This window comes from Providencia sp. PROV174 (assembly GCF_028480685.1).
GTDB classification, from domain to species: Bacteria; Pseudomonadota; Gammaproteobacteria; order Enterobacterales; family Enterobacteriaceae; genus Providencia; species Providencia rettgeri.
In genome coordinates, this window is the sequence record NZ_JAMPOT010000009.1 from 392,713 (window position 1) to 418,256 (window position 25,544).

35 protein-coding genes and 1 pseudogene are annotated in these 25,544 nt (G+C 40.0%); 29 read left to right on the forward strand and 7 right to left on the reverse strand.

What is annotated here, in order from left to right; all coding sequences use genetic code 11:
- The first annotated feature begins 263 nt into the window (after window positions 1-263).
- Entirely contained in the window at window positions 264-1,259 is a 996-nt protein-coding gene (locus PSE60_RS09235) for an acetyltransferase (RefSeq protein WP_272665215.1), read from the forward strand.
- Window positions 1,260-1,375: 116 nt separating this feature from the next.
- Window positions 1,376-1,570 (forward strand): annotated as a pseudogene (locus PSE60_RS09240) (integrase); the annotation flags it as partial.
- A gap of 185 nt (window positions 1,571-1,755) precedes the next feature.
- Here PSE60_RS09240 and PSE60_RS09245 read toward each other — a convergent pair.
- From PSE60_RS09245 to PSE60_RS09255, 3 genes are read right to left on the reverse strand one after another with little or no spacing between them, the layout of a single operon-like run.
- Window positions 1,756-2,778, reverse strand: a complete 1,023-nt coding sequence (locus tag PSE60_RS09245) for a phage integrase (protein WP_272665216.1) — start codon at window positions 2,776-2,778, stop codon at window positions 1,756-1,758.
- Entirely contained in the window at window positions 2,778-3,701 is a 924-nt protein-coding gene (locus tag PSE60_RS09250) for a hypothetical protein (RefSeq protein WP_272665217.1), read from the reverse strand. Before PSE60_RS09250 ends, PSE60_RS09245 begins: the two co-directional genes overlap by 1 nt.
- 1 nt (window position 3,702) lies before the next feature.
- Window positions 3,703-4,293, reverse strand: a complete 591-nt coding sequence (locus PSE60_RS09255; RefSeq protein WP_272665218.1) for a phage repressor protein CI — start codon at window positions 4,291-4,293, stop codon at window positions 3,703-3,705.
- A 146-nt stretch (window positions 4,294-4,439) separates the two neighbouring features.
- Between PSE60_RS09255 and PSE60_RS09260 the strand changes: the two genes are divergently transcribed.
- The 6 genes from PSE60_RS09260 (at window position 4,440) to PSE60_RS09285 (ending at window position 6,351) form a co-directional block, all read left to right on the forward strand.
- Window positions 4,440-4,664, forward strand: a complete 225-nt coding sequence (locus PSE60_RS09260; RefSeq protein ID WP_272661892.1) for a helix-turn-helix transcriptional regulator — start codon at window positions 4,440-4,442, stop codon at window positions 4,662-4,664.
- A 29-nt stretch (window positions 4,665-4,693) separates the two neighbouring features.
- Window positions 4,694-5,203: a phage regulatory CII family protein gene (locus tag PSE60_RS09265; protein WP_272665219.1), complete on the forward strand. Its 510-nt coding sequence runs from the start codon at window positions 4,694-4,696 to the stop codon at window positions 5,201-5,203.
- Between the two features lie 47 nt (window positions 5,204-5,250).
- Entirely contained in the window at window positions 5,251-5,472 is a 222-nt protein-coding gene (locus PSE60_RS09270; RefSeq protein WP_272665220.1) for a hypothetical protein, read from the forward strand.
- A 10-nt stretch (window positions 5,473-5,482) separates the two neighbouring features.
- Window positions 5,483-5,638 (forward strand): hypothetical protein, encoded by a 156-nt coding sequence (locus PSE60_RS09275; protein WP_272665221.1) that lies wholly within the window; start codon window positions 5,483-5,485, stop codon window positions 5,636-5,638.
- 9 nt (window positions 5,639-5,647) lie between these two features.
- Window positions 5,648-5,998, forward strand: a complete 351-nt coding sequence (locus PSE60_RS09280; protein ID WP_272665222.1) for a DUF5347 family protein — start codon at window positions 5,648-5,650, stop codon at window positions 5,996-5,998.
- 71 nt (window positions 5,999-6,069) lie between these two features.
- On the forward strand, window positions 6,070-6,351 hold the full coding sequence (locus PSE60_RS09285) for a hypothetical protein (RefSeq protein WP_096864695.1): 282 nt from the start codon (window positions 6,070-6,072) through the stop codon (window positions 6,349-6,351).
- 15 nt (window positions 6,352-6,366) lie between these two features.
- On the opposite strand, the gene PSE60_RS09290 is transcribed toward PSE60_RS09285, so the two are convergent.
- The gene (locus tag PSE60_RS09290) at window positions 6,367-6,639 is read right to left on the reverse strand and encodes a hypothetical protein (protein WP_272665223.1); all 273 of its coding nucleotides are present in this window, start codon (window positions 6,637-6,639) and stop codon (window positions 6,367-6,369) included.
- A 101-nt stretch (window positions 6,640-6,740) separates the two neighbouring features.
- Here PSE60_RS09290 and PSE60_RS09295 point away from each other — a divergent pair, with 101 nt between their 5' ends.
- The 4 genes from PSE60_RS09295 (at window position 6,741) to PSE60_RS09310 (ending at window position 10,297) form a co-directional block, all read left to right on the forward strand.
- Window positions 6,741-8,870: a replication endonuclease gene (locus tag PSE60_RS09295; RefSeq protein ID WP_272665224.1), complete on the forward strand. Its 2,130-nt coding sequence runs from the start codon at window positions 6,741-6,743 to the stop codon at window positions 8,868-8,870.
- Window position 8,871: 1 nt separating this feature from the next.
- Window positions 8,872-9,570, forward strand: a complete 699-nt coding sequence (locus tag PSE60_RS09300; RefSeq protein WP_272665225.1) for a hypothetical protein — start codon at window positions 8,872-8,874, stop codon at window positions 9,568-9,570.
- 13 nt (window positions 9,571-9,583) lie between these two features.
- A complete protein-coding gene (locus PSE60_RS09305; RefSeq protein WP_272665226.1) occupies window positions 9,584-9,955 on the forward strand; it encodes a hypothetical protein in 372 nt (123 codons plus the stop codon).
- 120 nt (window positions 9,956-10,075) lie between these two features.
- Window positions 10,076-10,297 carry a hypothetical protein gene (locus tag PSE60_RS09310; RefSeq protein WP_248467026.1) on the forward strand — a complete coding sequence of 74 codons (222 nt, stop codon included), beginning with the start codon at window positions 10,076-10,078 and terminating at the stop codon, window positions 10,295-10,297.
- Here the strand turns inward: PSE60_RS09310 and PSE60_RS09315 are convergent.
- Genes PSE60_RS09315 through PSE60_RS09325 form a run of 3 tightly spaced genes read right to left on the reverse strand, consistent with a single transcriptional unit; the run spans window position 10,283 to window position 13,418 of the window.
- A complete protein-coding gene (locus PSE60_RS09315) occupies window positions 10,283-10,600 on the reverse strand; it encodes an ogr/Delta-like zinc finger family protein (RefSeq protein ID WP_272665227.1) in 318 nt (105 codons plus the stop codon). The two genes, PSE60_RS09310 and PSE60_RS09315, sit on opposite strands and share 15 nt — an antisense overlap.
- The gene (locus PSE60_RS09320) at window positions 10,600-11,631 is read right to left on the reverse strand and encodes a phage portal protein (protein WP_272665228.1); all 1,032 of its coding nucleotides are present in this window, start codon (window positions 11,629-11,631) and stop codon (window positions 10,600-10,602) included. Before PSE60_RS09320 ends, PSE60_RS09315 begins: the two co-directional genes overlap by 1 nt.
- Window positions 11,631-13,418, reverse strand: a complete 1,788-nt coding sequence (locus tag PSE60_RS09325; protein WP_272665229.1) for a terminase large subunit domain-containing protein — start codon at window positions 13,416-13,418, stop codon at window positions 11,631-11,633. Before PSE60_RS09325 ends, PSE60_RS09320 begins: the two co-directional genes overlap by 1 nt.
- A 163-nt stretch (window positions 13,419-13,581) precedes the next feature.
- Here PSE60_RS09325 and PSE60_RS09330 point away from each other — a divergent pair, with 163 nt between their 5' ends.
- From PSE60_RS09330 to PSE60_RS09410, 17 genes are all read left to right on the forward strand, one after another.
- Window positions 13,582-14,427, forward strand: coding sequence for a GPO family capsid scaffolding protein (locus PSE60_RS09330; protein ID WP_272665230.1), 846 nt, complete (start codon window positions 13,582-13,584; stop codon window positions 14,425-14,427).
- A 56-nt stretch (window positions 14,428-14,483) separates the two neighbouring features.
- Window positions 14,484-15,509, forward strand: coding sequence for a phage major capsid protein, P2 family (locus PSE60_RS09335; protein ID WP_272665232.1), 1,026 nt, complete (start codon window positions 14,484-14,486; stop codon window positions 15,507-15,509).
- Window positions 15,509-16,216, forward strand: coding sequence for a phage terminase small subunit (gene gpM / locus PSE60_RS09340; protein WP_272665233.1), 708 nt, complete (start codon window positions 15,509-15,511; stop codon window positions 16,214-16,216). Before PSE60_RS09335 ends, gpM begins: the two co-directional genes overlap by 1 nt.
- A gap of 336 nt (window positions 16,217-16,552) precedes the next feature.
- Window positions 16,553-17,005 carry a head completion/stabilization protein gene (locus PSE60_RS09345; protein WP_272665234.1) on the forward strand — a complete coding sequence of 151 codons (453 nt, stop codon included), beginning with the start codon at window positions 16,553-16,555 and terminating at the stop codon, window positions 17,003-17,005.
- A complete protein-coding gene (locus tag PSE60_RS09350) occupies window positions 17,002-17,481 on the forward strand; it encodes a phage tail protein (protein WP_272665235.1) in 480 nt (159 codons plus the stop codon). Before PSE60_RS09345 ends, PSE60_RS09350 begins: the two co-directional genes overlap by 4 nt.
- Window positions 17,471-18,175 carry a phage protein gene (locus tag PSE60_RS09355; protein ID WP_048608864.1) on the forward strand — a complete coding sequence of 235 codons (705 nt, stop codon included), beginning with the start codon at window positions 17,471-17,473 and terminating at the stop codon, window positions 18,173-18,175. Before PSE60_RS09350 ends, PSE60_RS09355 begins: the two co-directional genes overlap by 11 nt.
- Window positions 18,176-18,187: 12 nt before the next feature.
- On the forward strand, window positions 18,188-19,306 hold the full coding sequence (locus PSE60_RS09360) for a DUF2586 domain-containing protein (protein WP_272665236.1): 1,119 nt from the start codon (window positions 18,188-18,190) through the stop codon (window positions 19,304-19,306).
- Window positions 19,306-19,761 (forward strand): phage protein, encoded by a 456-nt coding sequence (locus PSE60_RS09365; protein WP_048608860.1) that lies wholly within the window; start codon window positions 19,306-19,308, stop codon window positions 19,759-19,761. The genes PSE60_RS09360 and PSE60_RS09365 overlap by 1 nt, the downstream gene beginning before the upstream one ends.
- A gap of 13 nt (window positions 19,762-19,774) precedes the next feature.
- Window positions 19,775-20,068 carry a phage holin family protein gene (locus PSE60_RS09370; protein ID WP_239354600.1) on the forward strand — a complete coding sequence of 98 codons (294 nt, stop codon included), beginning with the start codon at window positions 19,775-19,777 and terminating at the stop codon, window positions 20,066-20,068.
- The gene (locus PSE60_RS09375; RefSeq protein WP_272665237.1) at window positions 20,065-20,397 is read left to right on the forward strand and encodes a M15 family metallopeptidase; all 333 of its coding nucleotides are present in this window, start codon (window positions 20,065-20,067) and stop codon (window positions 20,395-20,397) included. Before PSE60_RS09370 ends, PSE60_RS09375 begins: the two co-directional genes overlap by 4 nt.
- Window positions 20,397-20,774, forward strand: a complete 378-nt coding sequence (locus tag PSE60_RS09380) for a hypothetical protein (RefSeq protein WP_272665238.1) — start codon at window positions 20,397-20,399, stop codon at window positions 20,772-20,774. Before PSE60_RS09375 ends, PSE60_RS09380 begins: the two co-directional genes overlap by 1 nt.
- A 101-nt stretch (window positions 20,775-20,875) precedes the next feature.
- Window positions 20,876-21,139 carry a putative phage tail assembly chaperone gene (locus tag PSE60_RS09390; RefSeq protein ID WP_096864679.1) on the forward strand — a complete coding sequence of 88 codons (264 nt, stop codon included), beginning with the start codon at window positions 20,876-20,878 and terminating at the stop codon, window positions 21,137-21,139.
- Between the two features lie 44 nt (window positions 21,140-21,183).
- Window positions 21,184-21,330, forward strand: a complete 147-nt coding sequence (locus PSE60_RS20625) for a DUF6890 family protein (RefSeq protein ID WP_409373456.1) — start codon at window positions 21,184-21,186, stop codon at window positions 21,328-21,330.
- On the forward strand, window positions 21,327-23,426 hold the full coding sequence (locus tag PSE60_RS09395; RefSeq protein ID WP_272665239.1) for a phage tail tape measure protein: 2,100 nt from the start codon (window positions 21,327-21,329) through the stop codon (window positions 23,424-23,426). The genes PSE60_RS20625 and PSE60_RS09395 overlap by 4 nt, the downstream gene beginning before the upstream one ends.
- Window positions 23,419-23,754: a DUF2590 family protein gene (locus PSE60_RS09400; RefSeq protein ID WP_048608849.1), complete on the forward strand. Its 336-nt coding sequence runs from the start codon at window positions 23,419-23,421 to the stop codon at window positions 23,752-23,754. Before PSE60_RS09395 ends, PSE60_RS09400 begins: the two co-directional genes overlap by 8 nt.
- Window positions 23,744-24,934: a baseplate J/gp47 family protein gene (locus PSE60_RS09405; RefSeq protein ID WP_272665240.1), complete on the forward strand. Its 1,191-nt coding sequence runs from the start codon at window positions 23,744-23,746 to the stop codon at window positions 24,932-24,934. The genes PSE60_RS09400 and PSE60_RS09405 overlap by 11 nt, the downstream gene beginning before the upstream one ends.
- Complete coding sequence (locus PSE60_RS09410; protein ID WP_272665242.1) at window positions 24,921-25,538, forward strand: phage tail protein; 618 nt, start codon at window positions 24,921-24,923, stop codon at window positions 25,536-25,538. The genes PSE60_RS09405 and PSE60_RS09410 overlap by 14 nt, the downstream gene beginning before the upstream one ends.
- Window positions 25,539-25,544: the final 6 nt, after the last annotated feature.

A 25,544-nucleotide genomic window follows, 5' to 3' on the forward strand; every position in this document is an offset into this window, starting at 1 on the left:
CAGATTCCTTGGGATGTCTCTCACTTTTCGTGTCTTAACTATCTGTGATTTTTATCGTACTCTTAAATGATGAATAAAGGATATCGTAGCCTTATATCCAGTTACTAAATTATGAGTTAGCTCGTATTAAGAGTAGCACTTGACTTAATAAGACTCATCAATATTTGACGTATTACCTTCCCTTTCATAATCCTTAAAATAATTTATTTTAAATAAAAATCTCAATGAGGTACAATAAGTGAGTTTTTATATAGGGTATATGTATGAAAAATGAAAATCACTTAATCTCGAATATAAAAGATAATAACCAACCATACTGGCCTACACTAAAGCTTATATTGAGTTCATTAATTGTTTTTAATTTTTATTTAAATTTAGTTGATAAAAACAAATATTCGTTGCTTATTAATGTTTTTGAATTAACATTAATCCCTATGTTTGTATTTATAGTCGCATTTATAACAAAAAATACAACATGGAAAGGGTTACAATCTCATCTTATTCCTGCTGTTATCATTTATTTTACGTTCCAAACAATCGATATGTTTCCACTTTATTTCACCGGTGAATTAACTTTAAGAACCTATTTATTTTCGCCTCAGTACGGAGTTTGGTTTTTCTTAGCAACGCCTATCTGGCAAACTATTTTTTTATTATTACCGAAAAGCTTTAAGTCAAACAAATTTTACCTCTCTATATTTTTGGCTGCATCCCTGGTAATATCATATATAACAATGAGTTACTTAATGCCAGTTTCCAGTTTCTTCTCAATTACTCTCTATTTACCATTTTTTGTCATCGCTTATTTTATTAATAATAAAAATATATCTTCATTAAGAAAAAAACCTGCCATGGTAATTTTTTGCATAACAGTTTTAGCTATTTTACTCCTTCATTATCGAGATGTTTTTTTAGGGGGAATACTCAGCGGTATCAATTCCTATTTACTCTTCAAAGAATTTATTATTCATATTTTAAATTTTTCTATAAGTCTAATTTTAGGGTCAAGCATTATTTACATTGCTTTATCAACTGATAAATATGCGAAAATATCAAACAATGCTTTAGGTGTTTATTTAATCCATCCAATTATTTGTTTTATTATATTACAAACATTAGTTTTTTTAGGTATAGAACTTAATTTATTATTAATAATAACGTTTACTCTACTAACCATTTGTATAGCACTTTTATTAGCCTCAATTCCAATTATTCATTGGTTTATAGATCCTATTTTTTACTCTAATAAATTGAAATAACGAGATAAAAGCCTAACTCATAAACAATCAACGCTATTTGAATACTAATTAAAAAAGATAAAAAATCACCTCAGCAGGTTAGTTTGAAACGCTGTTTAAATTCCTTACAATCCTAGTTAGTTCAATCCGGCGTCCCGCTGTCTGATCTTCAAGAAATGGGCGCCTAGGAAAGTATTGAGATGGTTCTGCGATATGCTCACTGAGCACCAGATCACTTAGCCAAACATGCTAAGCAAATTGATGCAATATTTAATGCTTGCGTCCCAAATACGTCCCATACAGTCAGTATAGGTTCCGCAGCATGCTCATAACTCATTGAAAATATTGGTGGGTTGTGGGGGGCTCGAACCCCCGACCTAATGATTAAGAGTAATGTACCTTACATTTATAAAACAATAACTTACTGAAATATAAATAATTTCAGTATCAAATAGAAATAAATAGCATCAATGATTGATTACCTAGAGGGACACAAAAGGGGCAATAATTTTACTAGCTAGGGCATTGTAACAAGTGGATTTAATCGCAAAGCTTCATCTAAATGGTCAGGGGCAAAGTGTGCATAACGCATTGTCATTTTGATATCAGTATGACCAAGTATGCGCTGTAAGACTAAAATATTGCCACCGTTCATCATAAAATGGCTGGCAAATGTATGTCTCAATACGTGGGTTGATTGTCCATCAGGTAATTCAATGCCAGTGCGTTTTAAAGCACTACCAAAAGCAGAATAGCAAGAAGTAAACAAAGCCCCTCTTTTGTTTCCTGCTGTCAGTAGTTCGTATAACTCTTCACTGATTGGAACCGTTCTATTGCGCTTGCCTTTAGTTTTGTTATACGTAATTCGGTAAGGTGTAACATTGGACGCTTTCAAGCTTTCAGCTTCTGACCACCTAGACCCTGTTGATAAGCAAATTTTAACGACTGTTAGTAAATGCTTATTTGAACTGTTCGCGCACTCTTCAAGTAATAACTTAATTTCATCATGAGTCAGAAAAGCCATTTCTGATTCGTCAGTTCTAAACGGCCTAATGCTTTGTAAAGGGTTCCCGTGTTTCCAAGTTCCCATTCTTGATAGTTCATTGAACATGGCGCGAAACCATGCAAGCTCAATATTCATGGTTCGAGTTGAAACTTGCTTATATTTTTCAGTACGGTAAATTTTGCCAGACATGCGCTTTTCACGATATGAAGAAAACATTTGCGCATTAAATTCAGTGGCTAATGGGTCACCCATTGCTTCACAGGCAAAAGTCATCCCGGTTAAACGCTGCTCACCATCATTCAAAGTTATCCCGTGCGCTTCATACCACGAAATAACAAGCTCAATAAGTTTGCGTCGGTCTTCTTTATTATTCAACCAAGGTTGGTTGTCGGTGTTGTCTAAAATATAACGTTCATAGGCTATCGCTTCACCTTTGGTGGTGAATGTTTTTCGAATGCGCTTACCCTTCCCGTTTTTCTTCCCTTCAGGATAAAAATCTAAACGCCAGCGACCATCGAGTTGTTTTTTTAACATTAAACATCCAGTTCAGTAGCTATAATTCTTCTTAATTTATCCTCAGTATTTCTAACTCTAATCATTCGACCAGCTCTTGGGGTGAAATAGATAAAATCATCATCAATCTTTTTCACTGTACCCAATCTTCTTACTGAATTTGAGTATTCATAGTTATAAATATCTAACCCATGATTTATTATTGCATATAATGATAAGTTAAGTTTATTATTATCCCCTTCAGAATAATTGATGGTGAATTTGTTTAATTCCGAATCCAAACGGGTTGGGCTAGCCTTTCTATAAACATCATTTGATAATGACTCTAACTTATCATTCATTCCCATTAACATTTTAAAAAACATAGATTCTTCTGAGTTTAATGCTTTATAATCTATTTTAGCTGGCTCTATTTCCAATAGTTTCACTATTGAATTAACATCACTTTCCGGTGCATTTTCTGTTTCAATTAACATGCTAGTAATATTAGCTATATCTACGGTTGTTTCATCTATTCTTAACGTTGGAGAATATGTAATATAACGAAATGCTGATATATCAAATGGAGCTCTTTCTTTTCCATCAGTGATTAAAATAGTTTTTTTATTGAATGCTTGTCTTAATCCTAACTCGTAAAAAACATTTGCATTCTTGGTAGTTAAATCACATATCGCCATATCACATTTAACAATATTCTGTAAAATATCAAACATTATTAAATGTGACGCTTTACTATCATCAGCCCTAATTGCTTTATACCCAGCATTTTTACACGCTGGTTTTATTAAATACTCATAAACACGATTGAAATGACCTTTTGGATAATCAGGGTGATCCGCAATAGGCATTATAACAAAACAGGTTTTTTCATCTGTTACTACTTTTTCTACAGACTCATTTGCTTTAGGTTTTTTTTCTTTATTTTCTTTTTTAGATTCGCTCATATCAATAATCCTTAATTTCTTTTATAACCCTGCCAAGTATTGTTAGGTCTTTTAAATCACAATCAAAAGCCATGCCAACGCCAGAAACTCGAACGCGTTGGATTGGAATGCGAGTTAACTCACGAACACTGATTTTTCCTTCAATATCTACGAGCCATTTGCCATCAAAAATATCACCAAAGGATTTATCAATTAAATAGTAATCCCTGTCAATTTGTACACAAATTGGCTCTATTGGCATTGGCTTATTAGCTGAAAACATAACTTTATCAAACATTACAGTGCTTGCTCTTTGTAGCTCACCGTTTAGTTCTTTGAAGTTAGTTAGCTTCAATATATCAACTCGTTCGTTATCAAATGGATTGCCAGTTCCCCAAACTAACCATTCAAGATTAGCTCCTGTTTCATGCATACACCTGACAACCATATCAGCAGGAAAAATATTTCTTTTATACCGTCCTGAAATTGCACTAGCTCCCATGTTGAAATGTTCAGCTAATGTCATTTTTGAAGTAAAACCATAGGCTTCCATGATTCTATCTAAGACAACTCCGCTGTTTTCACATGATACAAAATCAAATGAGTCATTCATTTTCTTTCCCGTAAACTTTACACAATGCAAAATAAAGCCAGCTTAATGTTGACACTTCACATAAAGTGAAGTAAATTTCCCATTAAGCAAAGCACCAAATAACACTAAGCAATACCAAATAGCACACTAATAGGAGATTTTGCCTTATGCGCCCAAACATTACAATAACCATTCCAGACCCATACGTCACAGTTAGTGAGTATTCTAAGCGTACTGGTTTATCTAAAAGCTCTGTACGCAATATGATTGCTGATGGACGCCTACCTATTCGCAAAAAGGATAAAGGTTTAAAGCAAGGTACAGTTTTTATTAATCTTGCTGCAATCACTGTTGAATCACTGTCAGAATGTAATGTTTCGCTTCAAGCGTAAGTATTATTCGCTTTAGGAGAAAAAATACTATGTTTGATTATCAGGCTTCCAAACAATCACACTTTGATAATGCGTGTCGTGCTTTTGCGATTACTCACAAAGGTGACCTTGTTCAGATAGCGGAAGCAATCGGCATGAATGCACAAATGTTGCGTAACAAGTTAAACCCTGAACAGCCGCACCAATTAACATCAAGTGATTTAGTTAAAATTACGGATGCGACAGAAGATGCCACGTTGTTAGATGGTTTATTAGAGCAGCTTCAATGCCAGCCGTCTGTACCTTTGAATAATGCAAGTGAAGGAAATTTCCCTGCACATATTCTAAATGCAACGGCAGAGGTCGGAAAGTTAGCAAGCCAAGTGGTTTTAGGTGGTCATATTAATAATGCCCGTTCCGCTGAAATTAAACAGAGCGTAAATAATGCGATCCGTTGTTTAGCATTAGTTGGTGTGACAATTTCAGCCCGTTTACATTCATCCCCTGCGTTTGTATCAGCGATTGATACCATTGTGGGATTCAGTCAAGCAATGGTGTGAGGTAATTATGTGCAATAAAAAAAAGTGATTTAGAAAAGTTAGCTGAAATGACAGGAAAAAACATTTTAATAACACCATCACAAGAAAAGCTTAAGGGTGATGTTTTTAAAAGAGTATCAGAAAAAGCAACATTGAAAAAAGAACTTTTAAATCAAATTTTTTATTCAATGAATATATGTTCATTAGATATTGGTGCAGTTTATGAAGTACTTAATGATGTTCGTAACGAGTTTGATTACGGACTAGGTAATGATGAAGTTCCATTCTGAGGAATAAGAAATGACTCAAGCACATAAACAGCAGTACAAATATAAAGTCACTGGTGACTCATTTAAACGTATAGAAGAAATCAGCTCAAACAAAAAAGATGGTTCATTGAAATATATTGTTCCTGTTATTTTGTTTGCAACCGTTTATTTAATTTCTAGAATATAGGTAATTACCATGCAACAGAACCCTGCAATACTTGAGCAACGTTACATGCCAATGTCTATAGGTCAGCGTGTACACGGTATCAATAAAGTATGTGAAGTTAAATCTAAAACGTCGGGATTAGAGAATAAAGAATTAAAATCATTTATAAAAGAAATGCGTGACCGTTTTAATGACGACCATGCAAATAATAAAAAGCTTTTGGCTATTATATTTTTTATGGCTGAAATTGATAAGTCTAGACATGGTTGTCAATTTGAAGATTTCACTTCAAAAGAAATATTTAATATTGTTAAAGCCATTAATTATATTAAAGGCTCAAGCGCCTTATTACCTAAAAATTTAACCTTGCCACTTAATTAAATAATACCCAATTAAATAAATGACGTTAGCGCGTCAGGGAATCTTACACTCTAAATTTAGGAATTAAATAAATGAATATACCAGAACCTGTATTTACACCTGTATTAGATGCCACATCAAATGATGCGATTTTAATTGATGGTTGCATTAACTGGAATCGTAACGATGAACGCAAGGTTTGTAATGACCGTTACGCTTCTCGCCTGCGTAAGCTTCAAATGTATGTGCTGCAAGAAAAGCCAGATTATGCAGCAATCAGCCAGTTATTAGAAAGTGAAATTAGTCATATTGAAAATCAGGAAACATCCAATCGATACGTTGAAAAGTATATGGTCAAAAATGAGCAGTTCTAAAACTGCTCTTAATAATCATTTAAATGTGAATTGGCTGTCGTACTTACCCGGACTTAAATTATCGGCAAACAAATCCGTTAAGCCTAATGCAGCCAATTTATCAACTAAGCTAAGGTATGAGGACATTCCATATGTTGTTATCACTCTATAGATTTCTCCATTTTCATTTTCAATTGCAACCACCATCGGCCCTCCTCCTAATTCATTTTTTGATACCTTTTTAGCTATTTTGGTGATTTTTTCCTCAAGTTGACTTCGCTTGATGTTATCAATGTATGAATCGTCCATGGTAACTCCTCTATGAGTTTTAGAAAAATACTGAATATGCTGAATCATTATCACAGATATACCAACAAAAAAGAATTAACTAAACATCACGGACTAACAAAATGAGCTCGAACCAAGAACACAATAGCGACGTATATATTTCAATACGTCGCCAACAAGAAGAAAACAAGCCAGAGTTGCCGCAATCAGCGACTCTGGCTGAACGCATTATGTGGGATGCTAATAAAGATGATGCTGAGTGGCGTCATGAAATTATTTCTCATGTCCCCGATTTCCTATCAATTTATTTTGCCACTAAATACGCACGCCTTTTTAATCAAAAGGGTCGTCGTCGTGCCAATGAATTTTTGCGCAAAACCGCTAAAAATGTATTGCCACGATTCGAACGTGTCATGAAACAGTATGAGTTTAAACATCGTGTTTCAGGTGATAGGCCATTCCCTTTTATTGAGCAACTAGAAAATGTTGCGCAGTTAGATAGAACGGTTATCAAAACTTTAGCAAATGAAATTGCCAGTTTTATGAGTGATAACTATGAAGCTGCAACAAAGCAATACGCCAACAGCGATCCAAAAGATGAGTATGAAGCCCGTCAGCGTCTTGATAAAACTTACGCTTTCATTGCTAAGTTAACATTACAGTCAGGTACCCAACCGCCATATTGGCAGCAATTCATTAAAGGCAGAATTAAACCAAATGAAGATAAACTTTGCGCGGCATTACTTCGCATGTTTGATGCTGCTTGGTGGTATCGTCGCTTAAAGCGTTTATGTGACCTTAAACGTGAGCACCTTGCTATCGCGATTGGTCAAGTTCAAAAATCCGCATCCCCTTATGTTTCAAAAACAACCTTACATCGCTGGGTAGAGCAAAAGCGGTCAAATTGGCAATTTCTTAAAGACTTTGAATTAGAAGACGAAGACGGCAACCGAACCGAACTTACAAAAATGGTTTTAGGTAGTATTGCAAACCCAGCCGTTCGTCGTTGCGAGCTAATGGCGCGTATGCGCGGGTTTGAAGACCTCGCCAAGGAAATGGGCTGTGATGGTGAATTTTACACAATGACAGCTCCATCAAAATACCATTCAGCCTATCAAGCAGGCGGATTTGTTGATAATTGGAACGGATGTGATCCAAGAGCAACTCAAAAGTATCTATGTAAAACGTGGGCGAAAATACGCGCAGCTTATAGCCGTGCGGGTATCCGTGTTTTTGGTTTTCGTGTTACTGAGCCGCACCACGACGGTACACCGCACTGGCATATGTTACTGTTTGTTATGCCTGAACATAAAAAACAATTACGTTCTATTTTTAGTCACTATGCACGTTTAGAAGATAGAGACGAACTTACCACACCTAAAGCATTAAGAGCCCGTTTTCATGTGGAGCCTATCGACGAACGTAAAGGCAGTGCGACAGGCTATATCGCTAAGTACATTTCAAAAAATATCGACGGTTACGCAATGGACGATGAAGTCGATAAGGAATCAGGCCAGAAGTGCAAAGACATGGCGCGGGCGGTTTCCGCTTGGGCTTCACATTGGAAAATTCGCCAGTTTCAACAAATAGGCGGTGCGCCTGTGTCGGTATGGCGTGAACTGCGCCGCATGGGTGATGATACCGAAGCATCAACAGGTTTAGATGTTGAATTTGCCGAAATCCACAAAGCAGCCGATACCAGCAACTGGAGCGAATACACCAAATTGCAAGGTGGTGCATTTGTACGTCGTGCCGACCTTATCGCCCGTCTATGGTATGAGCGTGAAGAAAAGACCAACGTATATGGTGAGCCCGTCGATTGCATTAAAGGGGTTTACTGTACTTTAGTGGGTAACGACTCCCCAATTATCACACGTATTAAGAACTGGCAGATTGTGCCGAAGTTAGCCGAAGCGACAGCGGAGGCTGGTTTTGATGGCGCGATTAGCGCCCCTTGGAGTTCTGTCAATAACTGTACGCAGGCACGGAGGACGATTAAAGACAAAGAAACGGTTATTCCCGATATTGTCAGAAAAGCCAAAGAAATTGGCATTACTTTAGACCCCGAAAAAGACCCTTTCATGATCCATTCAATAGCAAGAGGGGCAATTTATACAGAAAACGGTCAAAGCGTGAAGTTTCACGCGAATGGCCATATTCAAAAAATCGTATTTAAGTCAGATAAAGTCAAAAAATCACTGGCTCGGTGTGAACAAGCCATGTCTAGAATTCAATCACTCATAGGAAATTAATATGATGCTAAAAATATTTAACTATAAAATTGATATTACAAATGAATTGCTATTCAGTTTACAAAAAGAACAATTGAATTTTTTGCCGTGGCAAAAGCGTTGGTATCAAAATAGATTTTTGAAAAATAGGTCATTAAAAAAAGCTCGTCAGGTTGGAGCAGATTATTACTTTTTATTTGAAGCTTTACAGGATGCCTGCTTAACAGGCAGAGATAAAATATTTATGGGTAATATTCCAGTAGAATATTTATTAAAACATGCAGGAATAAAAGAATTTAAAGCCGCCAGAAATTATATTTTTAATTTAAGTAATGGTGCACATATTTATGTGTTAAATCATGAGTATTTTAACGATATACCTTTAGGCGGGGTATCTGGTGATGTTTATATATCAGAGTGGTCATGGATTGAGAATTTACGCGATGTTGTATCGCTAGCTGGGGCATTTTCAGCGCATGATAAATGGCGAGTTACTCTCTACTCCTATAGGTCAAAATGTGATGTTTCTTCTAATAGCGGTAATTCAATATTGTGTGATTCATTATTAGGCCGTGATTATCATTATGATTTGGTTCAAAACTCAGAATATGAATTAGGTAGTCTGTTTAAAATTAATACTAAAAAGTTAAACGATTGGGAATTGATATTCACTAATGAAATAGCTCAAGAAATGATTTTTTGTTGTTTTAACGATAACTAAGGGAGTAGAACTAATGGCAAAAACAGCAGCAGAGCGCAAAGCGGAACAGCGTAAACGACAAAAAGACAGTGGCGAAACGAAATTTGAGCTGATTGTCGATAGTCAAGAATTGGAAATGTTGAAAAATAATTGTGCTATTCGTCGACCAGGGCGGGAGCCTTACGAAATGAATGAGTACATTCAACTATTAATTCGCCAAGATACTGCTCGACTAAGTGACAAAATTCACGAGTTATCAAAATCAACCTGTAAAAGATGCGGTGAGCAATTGCCTGTTAGTCAGTGTTGCTTATCAGGTGCGTCTGATTGTTGGAATACAAACGGCTGGCATGATTTGAAGTTGGATAATATTGCCGTGACATGTCACAAAGCGGATAGTTTATAAATGAATCACATAACCCTGTAATTCAAAAGAAATTTTAATTATTTCTGATTTACAGGGTTTCCCAATGACTTTATTTATGTATACTGTACAAATATCCAGTATACAAATGGGAATTTGAATATGAGCGATTTATTACAGGAATCGGTAGCGTTTGAGCGCATTAGTGTTATTGCAAAGCTGGGGAGTTTAGAGGGTTGCAACCATTATGAGCGTCAAGTTGTACTCACACTGATTACTGAACTTGCAGACGGTGCAAGGGAAGAAATAGCAAAAAAGAGCAACCAAAAAATTAGGCTGCTAAATAGCAGCCCTGATGTAAGTCAGAAATCATGCACCCTTTGAGGTTAATAACCCTAGCGCCAATTGGCGCTGTTCAGGGTTAAATTTTTCAATCATGGATTGAATTAAGTCATCTGAGTGGGCGCTAGGGCTGATAGTGTGACTAAACGTTAGATTTAAAACATAGGTGTGACCGCATTCAACATCATTACAGGCGCAATAAAGGTCTGAAATTTCACGATGTTTACGATTCGATTTGCGAATTGTCGCGCGTTGGCCGCAAATGGGGCAGAATATTTTTAATACTCGCACGTTCCAGACCTCCGGTTGTTGATAACGTCTTAATTTTACCCTATTTTTAGACATTATTCATTTTCCTTAATGATATTTTGACGGAAATTCAATTTCAAAGACTCATTTCTACCGATTTCACTATTGACCGCATTCATAAATAAATTTTGTACGGGGATAACTTCATCTTGTCGGTACGCTTCCCTTGCTTTCAATGGGTCACCTAAGCCGCCAGAGCCTAAGCCGGGAATGATTCCAGCAAGGCCAGCAGGGAAACGGTGAGCATTTAGAATGTCTTGCGCACTAATACTTTTCACATTGCTAAACTCATCGTTTGCAGAGATATCCCCAACGGGAATAAATTTGATGCCGTCAGGGTCACCATTCGGCACACTCACAAACATAGTTTCAAAATTACCAATCCCTTTGCTTTGGCTAAGTTTTTGGATAATTTGTTCTTCCACTTCATCGGTCATATTCGGGTCATTACAGTAAATCATCCCGCCCGTGTGTGCCCCGTTATGGTAATAACGACGACGAAATATAGTTGCTTCACTGTTCAGTAAAGCTGCGTGGATACCGCCAATATAGTCCGGTAAACCGTAGACTTGCTGTTGTGGGTCATACATCTTGATATAAATGATTTCATCAGGGGTATAAACTAGCGGCTCACCTTCTTGTAAAATGACAAAATCACCGTCTTTACGCCTACGCAAGTAAAGTGAGGGTAAAACCTCCAATCCGATGATTTCCCCCCAACCGTTACGCACTTTTAAAATGGCCACATCACCAAACAAAAAATAATTAAAGACAGCCGCTTTTAATTGCTCATGAGTTAGACCACCGCCGATATAATCACTCGTCACCATATTATGACGAGCATAAAGAACGCCCCCATGTTGGCCATTTAAATTCACTAACTGCGCCAGTGCTTCACGGTCTATTGGTGGTGTCCAATGGTCAAAATCATTGTCATACCAGATATTTTTATAATCAGTATGCGTCGTTAAAATAGGCGTTGGCTTGCCCAGTGTGATACTAAACCCTTTCGAGGGGGCTTTAGTGGATTGCACCATTTGTTTGCGTGAATTCCGTTTCTTTTTCATTATGCAGCCTTTGGTAATATATATTTAGATTTGCGCTTTTTATCCGTGTTAAGCGGCTCTTTAATTACTGCGTGAGACGTTGCCCAGAAAACATCCGCGTGGCCTGTTTCTTGTGTTCTATCTGCGACGAATGTCATTGCGCCACCTTTACCTGTAGTTGTGTGACGGATGCATAAAAATGACGCGGGGATTTCTTTCTGATCCATATCCCATTCAATGCGTTCTTCGTCGACAATATCTATCATTTTCATCACAAGTTGCGTTTTCATTTGCAGACTATAAAGAATGGGCTGTGTGATACGTGGCGCAAAATCTTGCACCATTTCATATACGGATTGACCTATCCCTGTGGTATCAATGCCAATGTGTGTGAAACGATATTTCTTGGTTAAGTCTTCAATCAATTTTGCTTGATGTCGCCAGCTAAACCCTTGCCAATAAAATGTTGCCAATACCCGAAATACTTCGGGTGCCATCATGGGTGGTGCAACGATAACAAATGTTGACGTGTCGCCAGAGCGTGCAGGGTCATACCCGCCCCACACTTCGCGATTGCCAAATGGGCGCGGGTCGTCGGGTTTATGGTCTTCCCATAAATTCACATCAACACCGCATTTCATTAAGGTGTCATATTTAAAGACAGACTTACCACTATCAATAAATACGCACATATACAACATGTTGAATGTGTCAGGGTTATATCGTTGTCGTAATTTATCGATAGACGCTAAGTTAAAGCCGCCTTTTATCGCATCTTCAAGGGTAATGATATAGCGCCATTGCCCATCGGGGCACTCACGCCCCCCGTCACGCATTTCTTTCTCACTTGGAAACTCGACGTTCTTACGTTTAGGGTCATTACCGCGCCATTCATCCCCCATCCAAAATGGATAAGCTGGATGTGTTTTAGAGCTAGGCGTGGAAAAATAGGTGATACGCCAGCGGTCATGTGTTGCCATTGCTGATGCAACATCATTTAAGCGTTTAAAATCAGGAACCCAAAAATATTCGTCACAATATAAATGACCACTATAAGATTGAGCCGTGTTTTTATTGGTGGATAAGAAGCGCAGCTCTGCGCCATTGCTTAAACGGATGGGATTACCCGTTAGCGATACACCAAAGAATTGCTCCGCAATATTCACAATATATGACCGGAATACTTCCGCTTGGGGTTTTGACGCAGATAAAAATATCTGCGGGTCACCCGTCAAGCAGGCATTCTCAAAGGCTTCAAAGGAGAAGTACCACGTTGCCCCGATTTGACGGCTTTTTAATATATTGCGCACTGCCTGCGTGATATTAATGCGCAAATGCTTTTGATAACCAAACAGCATTTCATCAGCAAAGCGTTGGAAATCTTCTGGCGTCAGGCTAGAAATGTCATTTTTACGATAGCGTTTCTTTTTCTTCGGTTCGCCATCTTCATTCATTGCATAATCAGCACCGCCTTGCATATCCGCTGATTGCGATTTTAACGCTGCCATTTTTTCAGTGTGTTTATTCGCTTGCGCCATTAATTTAACGTGGCTAGCAATCAAGCGGTCTAACTCATCTAATTCAAGCTCCGTTTTTTTAGGTCGCTCGCTCAATAAAACAATGCGACGGTTAATTGCTTCAATCACACTCTCATGACTGAGCATATCTGCCCAATTCCATTTTTCTGCCCAATAGTAAACAATCCGACGATTAGGCAGGCTCAATTCCTCCGCGATTTCCGCTGGAGTATAGCGTCGCAAATATAACGATTTTGCGACCTGTATTTTTGCATCCGTGTATTTAGCCATAGTAGATGCATTGTGCCCCGACCTTTAAACGCTGGCATTAAGCGGCTTTCGGCAAAGCATTTATAACCGAATCGAACTTGTCGCCAGTGAAAAAAATGTGGGCAATACTGAGCACCTAACGAAATGGAAGCAATAAACCCAAGGATGGGAGCAACATGTAAATATGTCTCAATTAATGACGAATTGGCTTTGTATTGCGACTGAGGGTGACACGGTTGATGGTCGTAAAATTGAAGCCGCATGGATAGAGGAAGCGGCAGAGCTTTACGATGTGAATTTATATACCGCCTGTATTTGGCCTGAACATGAGCGCTATTTTGGCTCAATGGGTGAAGTGTTAGCGGTTAAAGCTGAGAGAGATGATGAGGGGGTATTAAGGTTATATGCACAATTGTGCCCAAATCATCATTTGTTACAAGCCAATCGCGATGGGCAACTTTTATTTACCTCCGCTGAATTTACACCGGATGGAAATTTTAGAGGCACAGGCAAAACGTATTTAGAGGGGCTCGGAGTTACTTGTTCCCCTGCAAGTGTTGGAACAACACGATTACGCTTTAAATCAGGAAAAAACCAATATCGATACGGTTCACTGAAACCGCTTGTTATCGATGAAGTTAAACAGTTTAAGGACAAACCAAAAATGGCTAAAGAGAAAAAAAGCGGTTGGAAAAGTTTTTTCAATATCGACGATTCAAATGATAGCGGTCCATCTTCTACTGATGAGGTTACATTGGAAAACATCAAAGAAGCGCTTCAAGAATTCAATACACGTTTGACTAGTCTTGAATCTCGTCTTGATTCAACTGAAACCGATGTTGAAGAGGTTCAAGAAGACATTGAAGTCGTCAAAGATGTTGTTGATACCGCTGAATTCAAACAACTAAAAGATAATATTTCAAATATTGTCAAAAATTTCAGTAAATTAGATTCAAAAGTTACTAATTTACCTAACAAGAACCCGCGCGGCGATAAGAGTAAAGAAAAGCGTTTCAATCACTTAGTTTAATGATGCTTTGATTAAACTAAAAAATTGAAATTGGAAAAATTAGGAGAGGGATTTCCATGTTATTAAATCAAAAAGCGCGTGAGTTTCTACGTAATTATGCAATTGCGTTAGCAACCGAATCAGGTGTTGATGATGTATCGCGTTATTTCGCGATTACTGACCCAAAAGAAATTCAGTTGCGTGATGCACTGTTAGAGGAAGTTGACTTTCTCAGCATGATTAATGTGCAGTACGTTGACCAACTTCAAGGTCAAGTGGTCAGTACAGGCAATCCGGGGATTTTTACAGGTCGCGTTAAGGATGGTCGTTTTTCTCGTAAGTTAGGCGTTGATGGAAATACCTATCAACTTTATGAGACTGATTCATGTGCGGCATTAGAGTGGCACTTATTATCCGTCTGGGCGAATTCAGGTAGTGAAGACGAGTTTTTCCAGAAAATGCAAGGGTTTACTTTGAAATCATTTGCATTAGACCAATTACGTATTGGATTTAATGGAACACATGTTGCTGAAAATACGGATCCGCATAAGTACCCAAATGGCGAAGACGTTAATATCGGTTGGCACGCACTGGCTAAGCAGTGGCAAGGTGGTAAACAAGTTATCACTACGCCTGTAGTTCTTGATGAAAAAGGTGATTTTAAATCATTGGATGCAATGGCATCAGATATTGTTAATACCTGTATTCCTGCTGAATTCCGTAATGACCCGCGTTTAGTGGTGCTTGTTGGTGCTGATTTAGTGGCTGCTGAACAATATCGCTTATATCAAGCGGCAGACCGTCCAACGGAGAAAATCGCGGCTCAAATGTTGGGAACCACAATTGCGGGTCGACCTGCGATTATCCCACCATTTATGCCGGGTAAACGTATGGTTGTAACGCCATTATCTAACCTGCATCTGTACACTCAGCGTGGCACAGGCCAGCGTAAAGCTGAGTTTGTTGAAGACCGTAAGCAATTTGAAAACAAATACTTGCGTAATGAAGGCTATGCGCTTGAGTACTACGAATTATACGGTGCTTATGATGAAAGTGCTGTCACCATTGGTGAAGTGTTAGAGCCTAAGGAAACCGTAGAGTAATGCTATCACCTGCACAGCGCCATCGCCAAGCTGTAGAACTACGCCAAAAGCTAGAACGGCAAGAAGCCGTCACTATCGCTGATGGTGCCAGTATGCACTTACAAGCGAGGGCGATTGAGCGGGATGTCAAAAGACTGCGTGAGCAACCGACAACAGCTGACCGCGTGGAAATGAAAAAGCGGGAGTTACTCCCCGCTTATCTTCCCACCGCTGAACGCTACTTGTCCGAGGGGGAAGTCTACCGAAACCCGATTTTTGCTTACTGCACCGTTTGGCTATTTGATGTTGGGGATTTCGACAAGGGATTGGATTGGGCAGATATTGCCATTGAGCAAGGACAGCTCACCCCAGACAATTTCCGCAGTAATTTTCCGGCTTTTGTTGCTGACACTATCTTAGCGTGGGCAACATTGGAGAATGAAGCGGGAAACAGTATTGAGCCTTATTTTTCAAGAACCTTTAAAAATGTCACTGAAAAATGGCGAGTTCACGAAAAAATCAGGGCGAAATACTACAAATTTGCTGCATTGAATTTGCTAAGAAGCAATATCAATCAGGATGCGAAAGCCAGCGCCATTGATTGTGTTGATACATTGGAGCAAGCCTCATCATACATGGAAAAAGCACGAAAGCTTAATCCGAAAGTGGGTGTTGATACGCATTTAAAACGGATCGCAATGCGCATTCGAGCGTTAACAGCTGAATAAAAACGACTACCGCAAGCCAATCGGGCGTGGTGGAGATGATGCAATTTATTGCTTTCAGTCTTGGAAGCCAGTCAGCCCGATTTTTATTATAAGGATAGAATTAAATGCTAGAACGGATGTTAGCTAGTTTATTAATTGTGCTCATTTTTGGTTTATGCATCTGTATTCCTTTGGGTTTTTCATGGATATTACTTAGCGCTTGGAATTGGTTTGTTATATCTGCTGAATTAAGTTTAACGGTTCCTGTTAATTGGGGAACAGTTATAGGTTTATTCATTATTATTTGTTTTGTTAGATATATTTTCCAACGAAATAATTCTGATTAGGTGAATATCTATGTTAAACGGCAATGAATTAAATTATCAGTCCGTTAAAATAACGAATGATGCTTTTTGGCCTGATATTAATTTAGCTGATTTTCAAAAACAGCGGAAAATACCGATTGATTTAGATAGTGAGTTATTAACCGATGCGCTCTTAGCCAGTATTGCTGAAATTAATTTATCGCTTGAATCGTTAAAAAGTCGATATATTTCGAAAGGCTATAGCACCGCAAATGATGTACCGGGAGCTAAGACCAAAGGGCAAAATTCATTATGTGCACAATATAAAAAAGCACTCTATGCAAGGGCAAAGGCTGACTTAATTGGCGAGTTTAATTCTGTATCAAGTCGCGCTCCGAATCCAAAGCAAGAAAACCCAGAAACTAAAAACAGTTTACTTGCAGAAGCTGCGTTTGTTATTCGAAACATGAAAGGCTTAAAGCGTGTCACGGTGGCAATGATATGAGCAAATTACAAAGTCTAACCCAGTTTTTAAAAGCGAATTTACCTGAGCGAGTTTGTCAGGTCGAATTCACTAGCGAAACGGACGAAATTCAATTTATCCGTGCGCATAAAGATTTAGGTTTAGACCAGTATCAAATGATGATACGCCAATGTGATGCGCTGATTTCTTGGGGGCGATTTCCTTATCGTGAAATTCACCCTGATTATATTCCCCTGCTTATTGATGCATGGGCAAGTGAACAAGATAACGATCTAGGTAATAGCAATATTGAGCAAGAGCTCCCGTCAATGACGGTTGATGTTGACGATGAAACCGCCGTTATTGTTGTCTCTATTTCATTATTTGAGCCCGTTGTCATGAAAGAAGATCCAAATGGTATCGTTCCATTTGATGGTAAACGTTGGTCGCTGGCAGATACCGAGTTTGGTTATGCCGAACACGCTGAAATTTATAGCGACGTGAAAAATGATAATTAATGGTCAACTTAATAAAAGCCAGTTTGCGGATATGCAAAAAGCCTTAAAAGGCTTGGAGTTGCCCCCTAAAAAACGACAACGGTTTTTATGGCGTATGGCGAAACATGGCGTAATTGCAGCCGCTAAACGAAATGTTAAGAATCAACAATCGCCAGACGGAAAAAACTGGCAGGCCAGAAAAAGCCCTTGGCGTAAAAAGATGCTGCGTAACATGCCTAAGTTACTGCACATCAAAGAAATGCCACAAGTTGAAGCAGTACGCATTTATTTACAAGGCGGCAAGTACCGTAATGGGGCTAAAAATGTGCCCGCAGGCGTTGTCGGATATGCCCAGCAACATGGGATGAATGTCACTATCAGCAGAAAGCAAGTGCAAAGCCAGCAAAATAGTGACCCGAACCGATTAGCGACCCGAAAACAGGCAAAGAAACTGCGCGACTTAGGGTACCAAGTTAAAACAGGAAAACGGCTTAAAAAGCCAACAGTAAAACAGATAACAGAAACCATGTCTTTTAATCAAGCGGGTTTACTTATCAAAAAGTTAAGTGGAAAAACAGCGAAAGCCAGTTGGACAATTGACGTTCCCGCACGTGTTTTCCTCGGCATGAGCGATAGCGATTTTAAAAAGGCACTCGCAAGGCAGTTACAAGGGATTGGATTTGGCGCTGATGTTAAAGCGCAGGATATTAAATAAAAGGACTTAACTATGTGGCCTAACATTCAGGTTAATCAAGTCAATCAGTTACAAGGCGAAACCAAAGAAATTGAGCGTGTTTTGCTGTTTGTGGGAAAAGGGAAAAGCCATATTGGTGAAACCTTACCTATTAATACTCAAACTGATTTAGATACATTATTGGGGGTAGAAAATAGCCCTTTAAAGTCGAATATCAAGGCAGCAATGGCGAATGCTGGGCAGAACTGGTTTGGTTATGTTCACGTCTTGCCGGAGAGCGCAGCCGAAACCGATTTTGTTGATGCGGTCATGAAAGCGCAATCTGTTGCCAGTGTTGAGGGCTATGTCTATATCGGTGATACCACCAAAGCCACCATTAAGGCCGCGCAAACACTCCGCGCAAATCTAATGGCGAAGTTTGGGCGCTGGACATGGGCAATTCTTTCTGTCGCAGGGTTACAAGCAAAAGAAACGTGGCAACTAGCATTAACGCGCCTTGGTGAACTTCAAAAAGGCGAAGCGGTTGAATCTATTCAATTAGTGCCCACATTTTGGGGAAATGAAGCGGGCGTATTGGCAGGTCGTTTATGTAACCGTGCGGTTACCATTGCTGATAGTCCGGCTCGGGTGAAAACAGGCGCTTTGCTTGATTTAGGTAGCGTTGATAAACCCAAAGATGATAGCGGTGTGGAAATTGATTTAGCCACCTTGCAAGCGTTGGAAAAACTCCGTTATAGCGTACCGATGTGGTACCCCGACTATGACGGCCTGTATTGGTCTGATGGTCGCACCTTAGATGTTGAGGGTGGCGATTTTCAAGCAATTGAAAATTTGCGTATTGTTGATAAGGTCGCGCGTCGCGTTCGCTTACAAGCTATTGCAAAAATTGCAGACCGTAGCTTAAACAGTACACCAAACAGCATTGAAACCCACAAATCCTATTTTGCTCGCACAATGCGTGAAATGTCACGCAGTGCAGAAATTAACGGTGTTACGTTCCCCGGTGAGTGCAAGCCACCGCAAGACAATGACGTCGTGATTGTGTGGAAAACCAAAAACACCGTTGAAATTTATATCACAGTAAGAACGTATGAATGTCCGAAAGGAATCACGGTCAGTATCTTACTGGATGCTAGCTTGGAGAGCGCATAATGAGCCAACGTTTATCTGGTCAATCCTTTGACTTTAATATTGATGGTGACTTAATTCACGTCGAAAAAGTGAGCCTATCCATTACTGATAATACTGCAGCCGCGCAAACCAAAGGTATGCCCGACGGTTTTGTCGCAGGTGATGTAAGCGCAGAGGGTGAAATCGAAATTAGTACAAAATATTTTGAGATTATCGTCGCAAAAGCACGGGCGGCAGGTTCATGGCGTGGGATTAAGCCAATGGATTTCTTATGGTATGCCAAGGCGGGCAATGAAGAAATGAAAGTCGAATCATTCGGTAATAAATTGATTTTGACTGATATTTTAGATACCGACCCCAAAGGTGGCGCACTCACTACTCACAAAATTAAATATCTGGTTACCAGTCCTGATTTTGTGCGTATTAAAGGTATTCCGTATTTAGAGTCGGAATTAACTCAAACCCTTATCGGATAAGGTAATTTTGTTCATGGAAGAACACGAAAAAACGTTTATAGCCCTATTTTTTATGGGGGTCTTGATTGCTATAGGAAAAATTCTAACTAGTGATGAGCAAATTACAGTTCGGTTGTTTTTTGGGCGTGTAATTTTAGGCGCGGCAATATCAGTTTTAGCAGGGGCTTTATTGATATGGTTTCCTGATATTTCACCCTTAGCACTCACAGGAATTGGCACAGCATTCGGGATAGCAGGATATCAATTGGTTGAAATGTGGCTGAAAAAGCGTGGAAGCGCATTATTACAAGGAAAGTTAAAAAAATGACACTCAGTGAAAAACAAGCATTGTTTACCGTGATGATTGCTAAATTAATTTTTTGGGCTGACGAGCACGGCTACTGCCTCACCTTTGGTGAAGCTTACCGCACGCCAGAACAGGCCGCAGCTAACGCAAAATCAGGCAAAGGCATTAAAAACAGTTTGCATACGCAACGTTTAGCCGTCGATTTTAATCTGTTTAAAAATGGTGTGTGGCTGACAAAATCCACTGACCATCAACCGCTTGGCGAATATTGGGAATCTATCGGAGGAACGTGGGGCGGTCGATTTAATGACGGTAATCACTACTCATTAGAGCATAACGGGGTTAAGTAATGACAAAGCAACTTGCGCTAATACTTGCGTTATTACTTTGTGCATTTGGCGCAGGTTGGCGAGTCAACGGGCTTTATCACGACAGCTTAGAGCTAACAGCTCAAAAAGTGGCAGATAAAACCCGTATTAATCTTGAAGAAATATCAAGCCAATCAGGCCAAGCGCTTGAGGAAAAATTGGAGGGGATTGCCAATGCTGCCCCCAGAGAAATACGCACTGAAATTATTAAGCCTGTGTTTACTAACGTTTGTGTTAGTGATGAGTTTGTCAGCATGTACAACCAAACCGCCGACAATATCGAGCGTGAACTATCAGGAAAACCTGTTAAAAAAATGCTCGACGGACATTCCGAGACTCGCGGGAACAACAGGCCGTGATATCTCAGAGCCATTAGAAAAAATGGCTATTTTATACGGTCAATGTGCCGCACGGCACAACCAATTAACGGACGAAATCAGAAAGAGAAAGGAACTATCTCATGACTAAAAAAATTATTACGTTAACTATCAATGAAAAAGACGTTAGCTTTGAGCCAAATATCACGGCTTATAACGGCATGATTAACGATATGTCGATGGACAATAAAGTTGCTCCGCTCACCACTTATTTAAAACGTATTGTCACCGCTGAAAGCAAAGAATATTTAGACGAATTACTCAGCTTTCCCGGGGCTGCCGCACAACTTGCCGAAGCAGTAAACAAAGAATACGCGCCAAAATTGGAAATTAGCGTAAAAAACTAAAAAACCGTGTTCGTGCAATTGAGCGTAATGAGTTAGAGCAATTCATTGCGCTCAGAAAACACTATTTACCTCATGAGCCGGACACGGAAGAAAATATCGCTACTGCAATCTGGTTAGATAACCGTCACTGGGAAAACACGCAAATTGCAGTCGCAAACGGAATTGTATTAGCGTTTAAAGGTGACTCATGAGCGAGTTAGATTTTACTCTCAGCCTTATCGACAATATCACAAAGCCTATTCGACAAGTGCAATCGGCTGTCTCTAATTTTGCTAGAGATAGCCAAGTCGCCTTTGGTAAAATTGCTGTAGGCGGTGCAGGTCTTGCCGGGGCGTTCTGGTCTATTAAAAGCATCCTTGACCCTGCCATTGAAATGAATGATGCCATGATGAGTGCATCATTACAGGGTATTGATGATGGCATCATGTCTAAAGTGTCTAAAGACGCCCTGAAATTCGCATCCCAATACGGAAAATCATCCATTGATTTTGTCAATTCCACTACGGCAATCAGCAAAGCCATTAACAATGTCACGCAGCAAGATTTGCCGCAATTAACCCGTATCACAAACACAACCGCAGCGGCATTAAAAACTACATCAACCGAAGCCACCGAATATATGGGGCAAATGTTTAACCAGTTTGAAAACCAAGCGAATGCCGTCGGTCATGTTAAATTTGCCGAAGATTTGGCAGGTAAAGCCGTGTATATGTCAAAAGCGTTTGGTGTATCGATGGCTGAAGTAACAGGTTTGATGGAGGGCGCAAAAAATGCAGGTACGCAATTTGGCGTCGGCATTGATGAGCAGCTTGCGGTGTTGGGTGAACTACAAAGAACGCTAGGCGGTGAGTCGTCGGGGGCGTATGAAGCATTTCTCAAAACAGCTACCGATAGCGGTAAAAAACTCGGCCTGTCATTCGTCAATGCGTCAGGTCAGATGTTATCCATGCCTGAAATGTTGGATAAATTACAGGCTAAATATGGCGCAAGCATTGAGGGCAATTTAAAAGCCCAGAAAGAAATTGAAGCCGCCTTTGGTGACTCTGCAGTGGTGGTCAAGCAGCTTTACGGCAATGTTGATATCTTACGAAAAAACATTGGTTTCTTGGGTGCCAGTGATGGAATGAAGCGCACCACGGAACAAGCCGCAAAATTAGCCAATCCGTGGGAACGGCTAATGTCAATATGGCAATCTATCCGTATTGCTATTGGTATGACGTTATTACCTGTCATTACCCCATTAATCGATAAACTCGCGGAAAGCGGTCAAACCCTTGTTCGATGGTTTACGTTATTCCCCAATATTGCGCGATGGGTCGGCTATATCACCATGGGCACACTCGGATTTGCTGCCGCAGGTGCTGCCGCCAATATCGTGATGGGTATTTCCAAATTTATCATGGCAGGGTTAAGTATCATCATGGGGGTATTTAGTGGCGTGCTAAAAATGGGCACTGCTGCTATTTGGCTATATCGCACAGCAATATTGGCATGGAATACCGCCCTTAAATTTATTCGCGGCACATTGTTAGCGGTGCGTATTGCTGCAATGGCGGCAGGTGTCAGCTTTTCATTTATGAGTTGGCCTATCTTATTAGTAATTGGCGCTATCGCCCTACTCGCTTATGGCATCTATAAACTTATTAAACATTGGGATGCAGTAAAAGCCGCAGTAATGAACACGACAGCGTTTAAAGTGGTGGCGATAGCTGTTCGTATGGTTGGATTAGTTGCCGCACAAGCGTGGGAATGGATGGCACAAAAATGGCAAGAATTTAAAGATTATTTCGGTGATACCTTAGTTTTCAAAACCATTATTGCCATGTCTGAATTAATTAGCCAAGCGTTTAATACCGCATGGAATGCCATTGCAGATGGTTGGGCGGCACTTTGGGGCGCATTTGAAAACTTCTCACTAATTGACACATTCGACAGCATGATTGAGGATGTCGTTAAGCTGTTCTTTGACGCATGGGAAACTATCGAATCATCCTTTGCTAAAACATTTAAAGGCATTATCGACCTGTTAAATTACCTGCCGGGTGTCAATATTGAAACCAAAACCACCGGAACTGTTGACGGCTCACCCGCCCCAGCAGGTGCGGCAGGTTTATTAGTTGGTGGGCAACTTAGCGGTGTAGAGAAAGGCGGCATTAGTCGGCAAATCAGCAATAACCGAACCCAATCGATTGATAACAGCAAGCGATACGATACAGTAAATATCAATGTGACAAACGGAATGTCACCAACGGATTTAGCGGAATGGACTGCGCTTGATAATGGATAATTTACTCTACATTGATTTATTAATTACAAACCGAGATTTGACATTAAACTCCGGCAATGAGCCGGAGTTATGCAATAACCGTCAATCAATCACCCAAGATGTGGCACACCGCATTATTGAAAGCGGACTCGCCACCCAATTAGTGGCGGAGCGTAGCCCAACATTACGCGCAGACATTCGCACGCAAATGGAAATCTTGGTTGAAAGTGATGAACGGTTAGTTCCGGGTACCGTTGTGATTGATGAAGAAAATACCAAACGACTTTGGGTAACGGCTGATACTTATGATTTTGGCCGTATCAATTTAGGGGTAAATTATGAACAGTAAAAAAATCCCTGAAATTGATTATGAACAGGTCTTACGTGATAGCGGGATGCCTGTCTCAGAGGAAGAAATTAGCGATAAATTTGCGGAAATTGTTCACGATGAGGGCTTTGTTACTAACACCTCGGACATGTCACCGTTTTGGCGCCTGATTAATACCATCGTAACAAAGCCTGTTCGCTGGCTTACGGAAGCATTAATTAATGTCACCTTGAAAAATATGTATTTAGCCACTGCATCAGGGCAATGGCTAGATATGTTTGCATGGGGCGTCAATTTAACGCGCAAGCCTGCCACCGAAGCAAAAGGCGTCATCCGTTTTTATCGTGCCGAAGGGGCGGGAACGGTCACCATTCCTGCCGGAACCATAGTGCAAACAGAGCGTATCAACGGAATTATTTACAGTATGAAAACCGTTGAAACGAAAGCGATAAATACCGATAGCGCATTAGTGCCGGTTATCGCTGAAAATGCCGGAGGGGCTTACAATCTTGCTCCTGGTTATTTTCGTATTTTACCCGTGGCGATTGCAGGGATTGAGCGTGTTCAAAGTGAAGAAAATTGGTTATTAGTTCCGGGTGCGAATGCAGAAAGTGACAATGATTTGCGTGACCGCTGCCGCAATCAATACAACTTAGTCGGTCAATATCATACCGATGCGGTTTATCGCGGCATGATAGCGAATGTTGTCGGCTTGAGTATTGACCGTATTTTCTTTTTACATGATGCGCCCCGTGGCGCAGGTACCGCCAATGCGTATTTGTTATTGGACAGTGGCGTCACCAGTCAGCCATTTATCGACAAAGTGAATGATTATATTAATGCACAAGGCCACCACGGACACGGTGATGATATGCGGTGCTTTCCCATGCCAGAAACACAGCACGTATTAAAAGTGACTTTATTTGTGCAAAGCGTGGAAAACTTCACGGCTGAGGAACTGCAAAAACTTAAACAAGATACGGGTGATTTGGTGCGTTGCGCCTTTCGTGAGAACACCAATTATGACGTTAAAAAAACATGGCCATATTCACGTTTTTCATTCTCAAATTTAGGCCGTGAGTTACATAAACAATTTTCCGTCTTGGATTCTATTGTGTTTAGCATTCCCGACATTGTCAGTGATTTAAGCGTTCCTCGCCTAAAATCGCTCACGATAGAGGTGCAAAATGCCCGAGTTTAAAGAGCGATTAAAACGACTGCAGCTGCCGTCATGGATGAACCAAGGCGAACTCGCCACTTTATTACGGTCAGCAAAGCGATTTTGGGAAATGGTTTATAGCTGGTTAACGTGGCCTTTGGCGCAATTAAACCCCGATACATGCACCGAGCCATTATTAAACTTGTTGGCCTATCAGCGCGATATCCACCGCTTTAATAATGAACCGTTGGATTTATACCGTAAGCGCGTGAAATATGCATTTATCAACGCTAAAGACTCCGGCAGTGTTGCAGGATTTATTGAGATATTTAAACGCCTTGGTGTGGGCTATGTCGAAATTAATGAGCGACAGCCGGATATTGACTGGGATGTCATTATTTTACGGGTCAGCGACGGGCAAATAGCGAATAACCCTGATTTGTTGCTGCAAATTATCCGTCAGTACGGGCGAACGTGCAGGCGCTATCGCTTTGAAGTCATGGTGGTGCATGAGTTAGGAATGCGAGTGGGCTTTGTTGAAGCCGATTATATTTGCTATTACGCCACGCTCCCAAATCAACCATTATTTATTCGAATTGGACAAATTACCGCGTCAAGTGAAACCTTTGGCGCATCATTAATGTAAAGGACT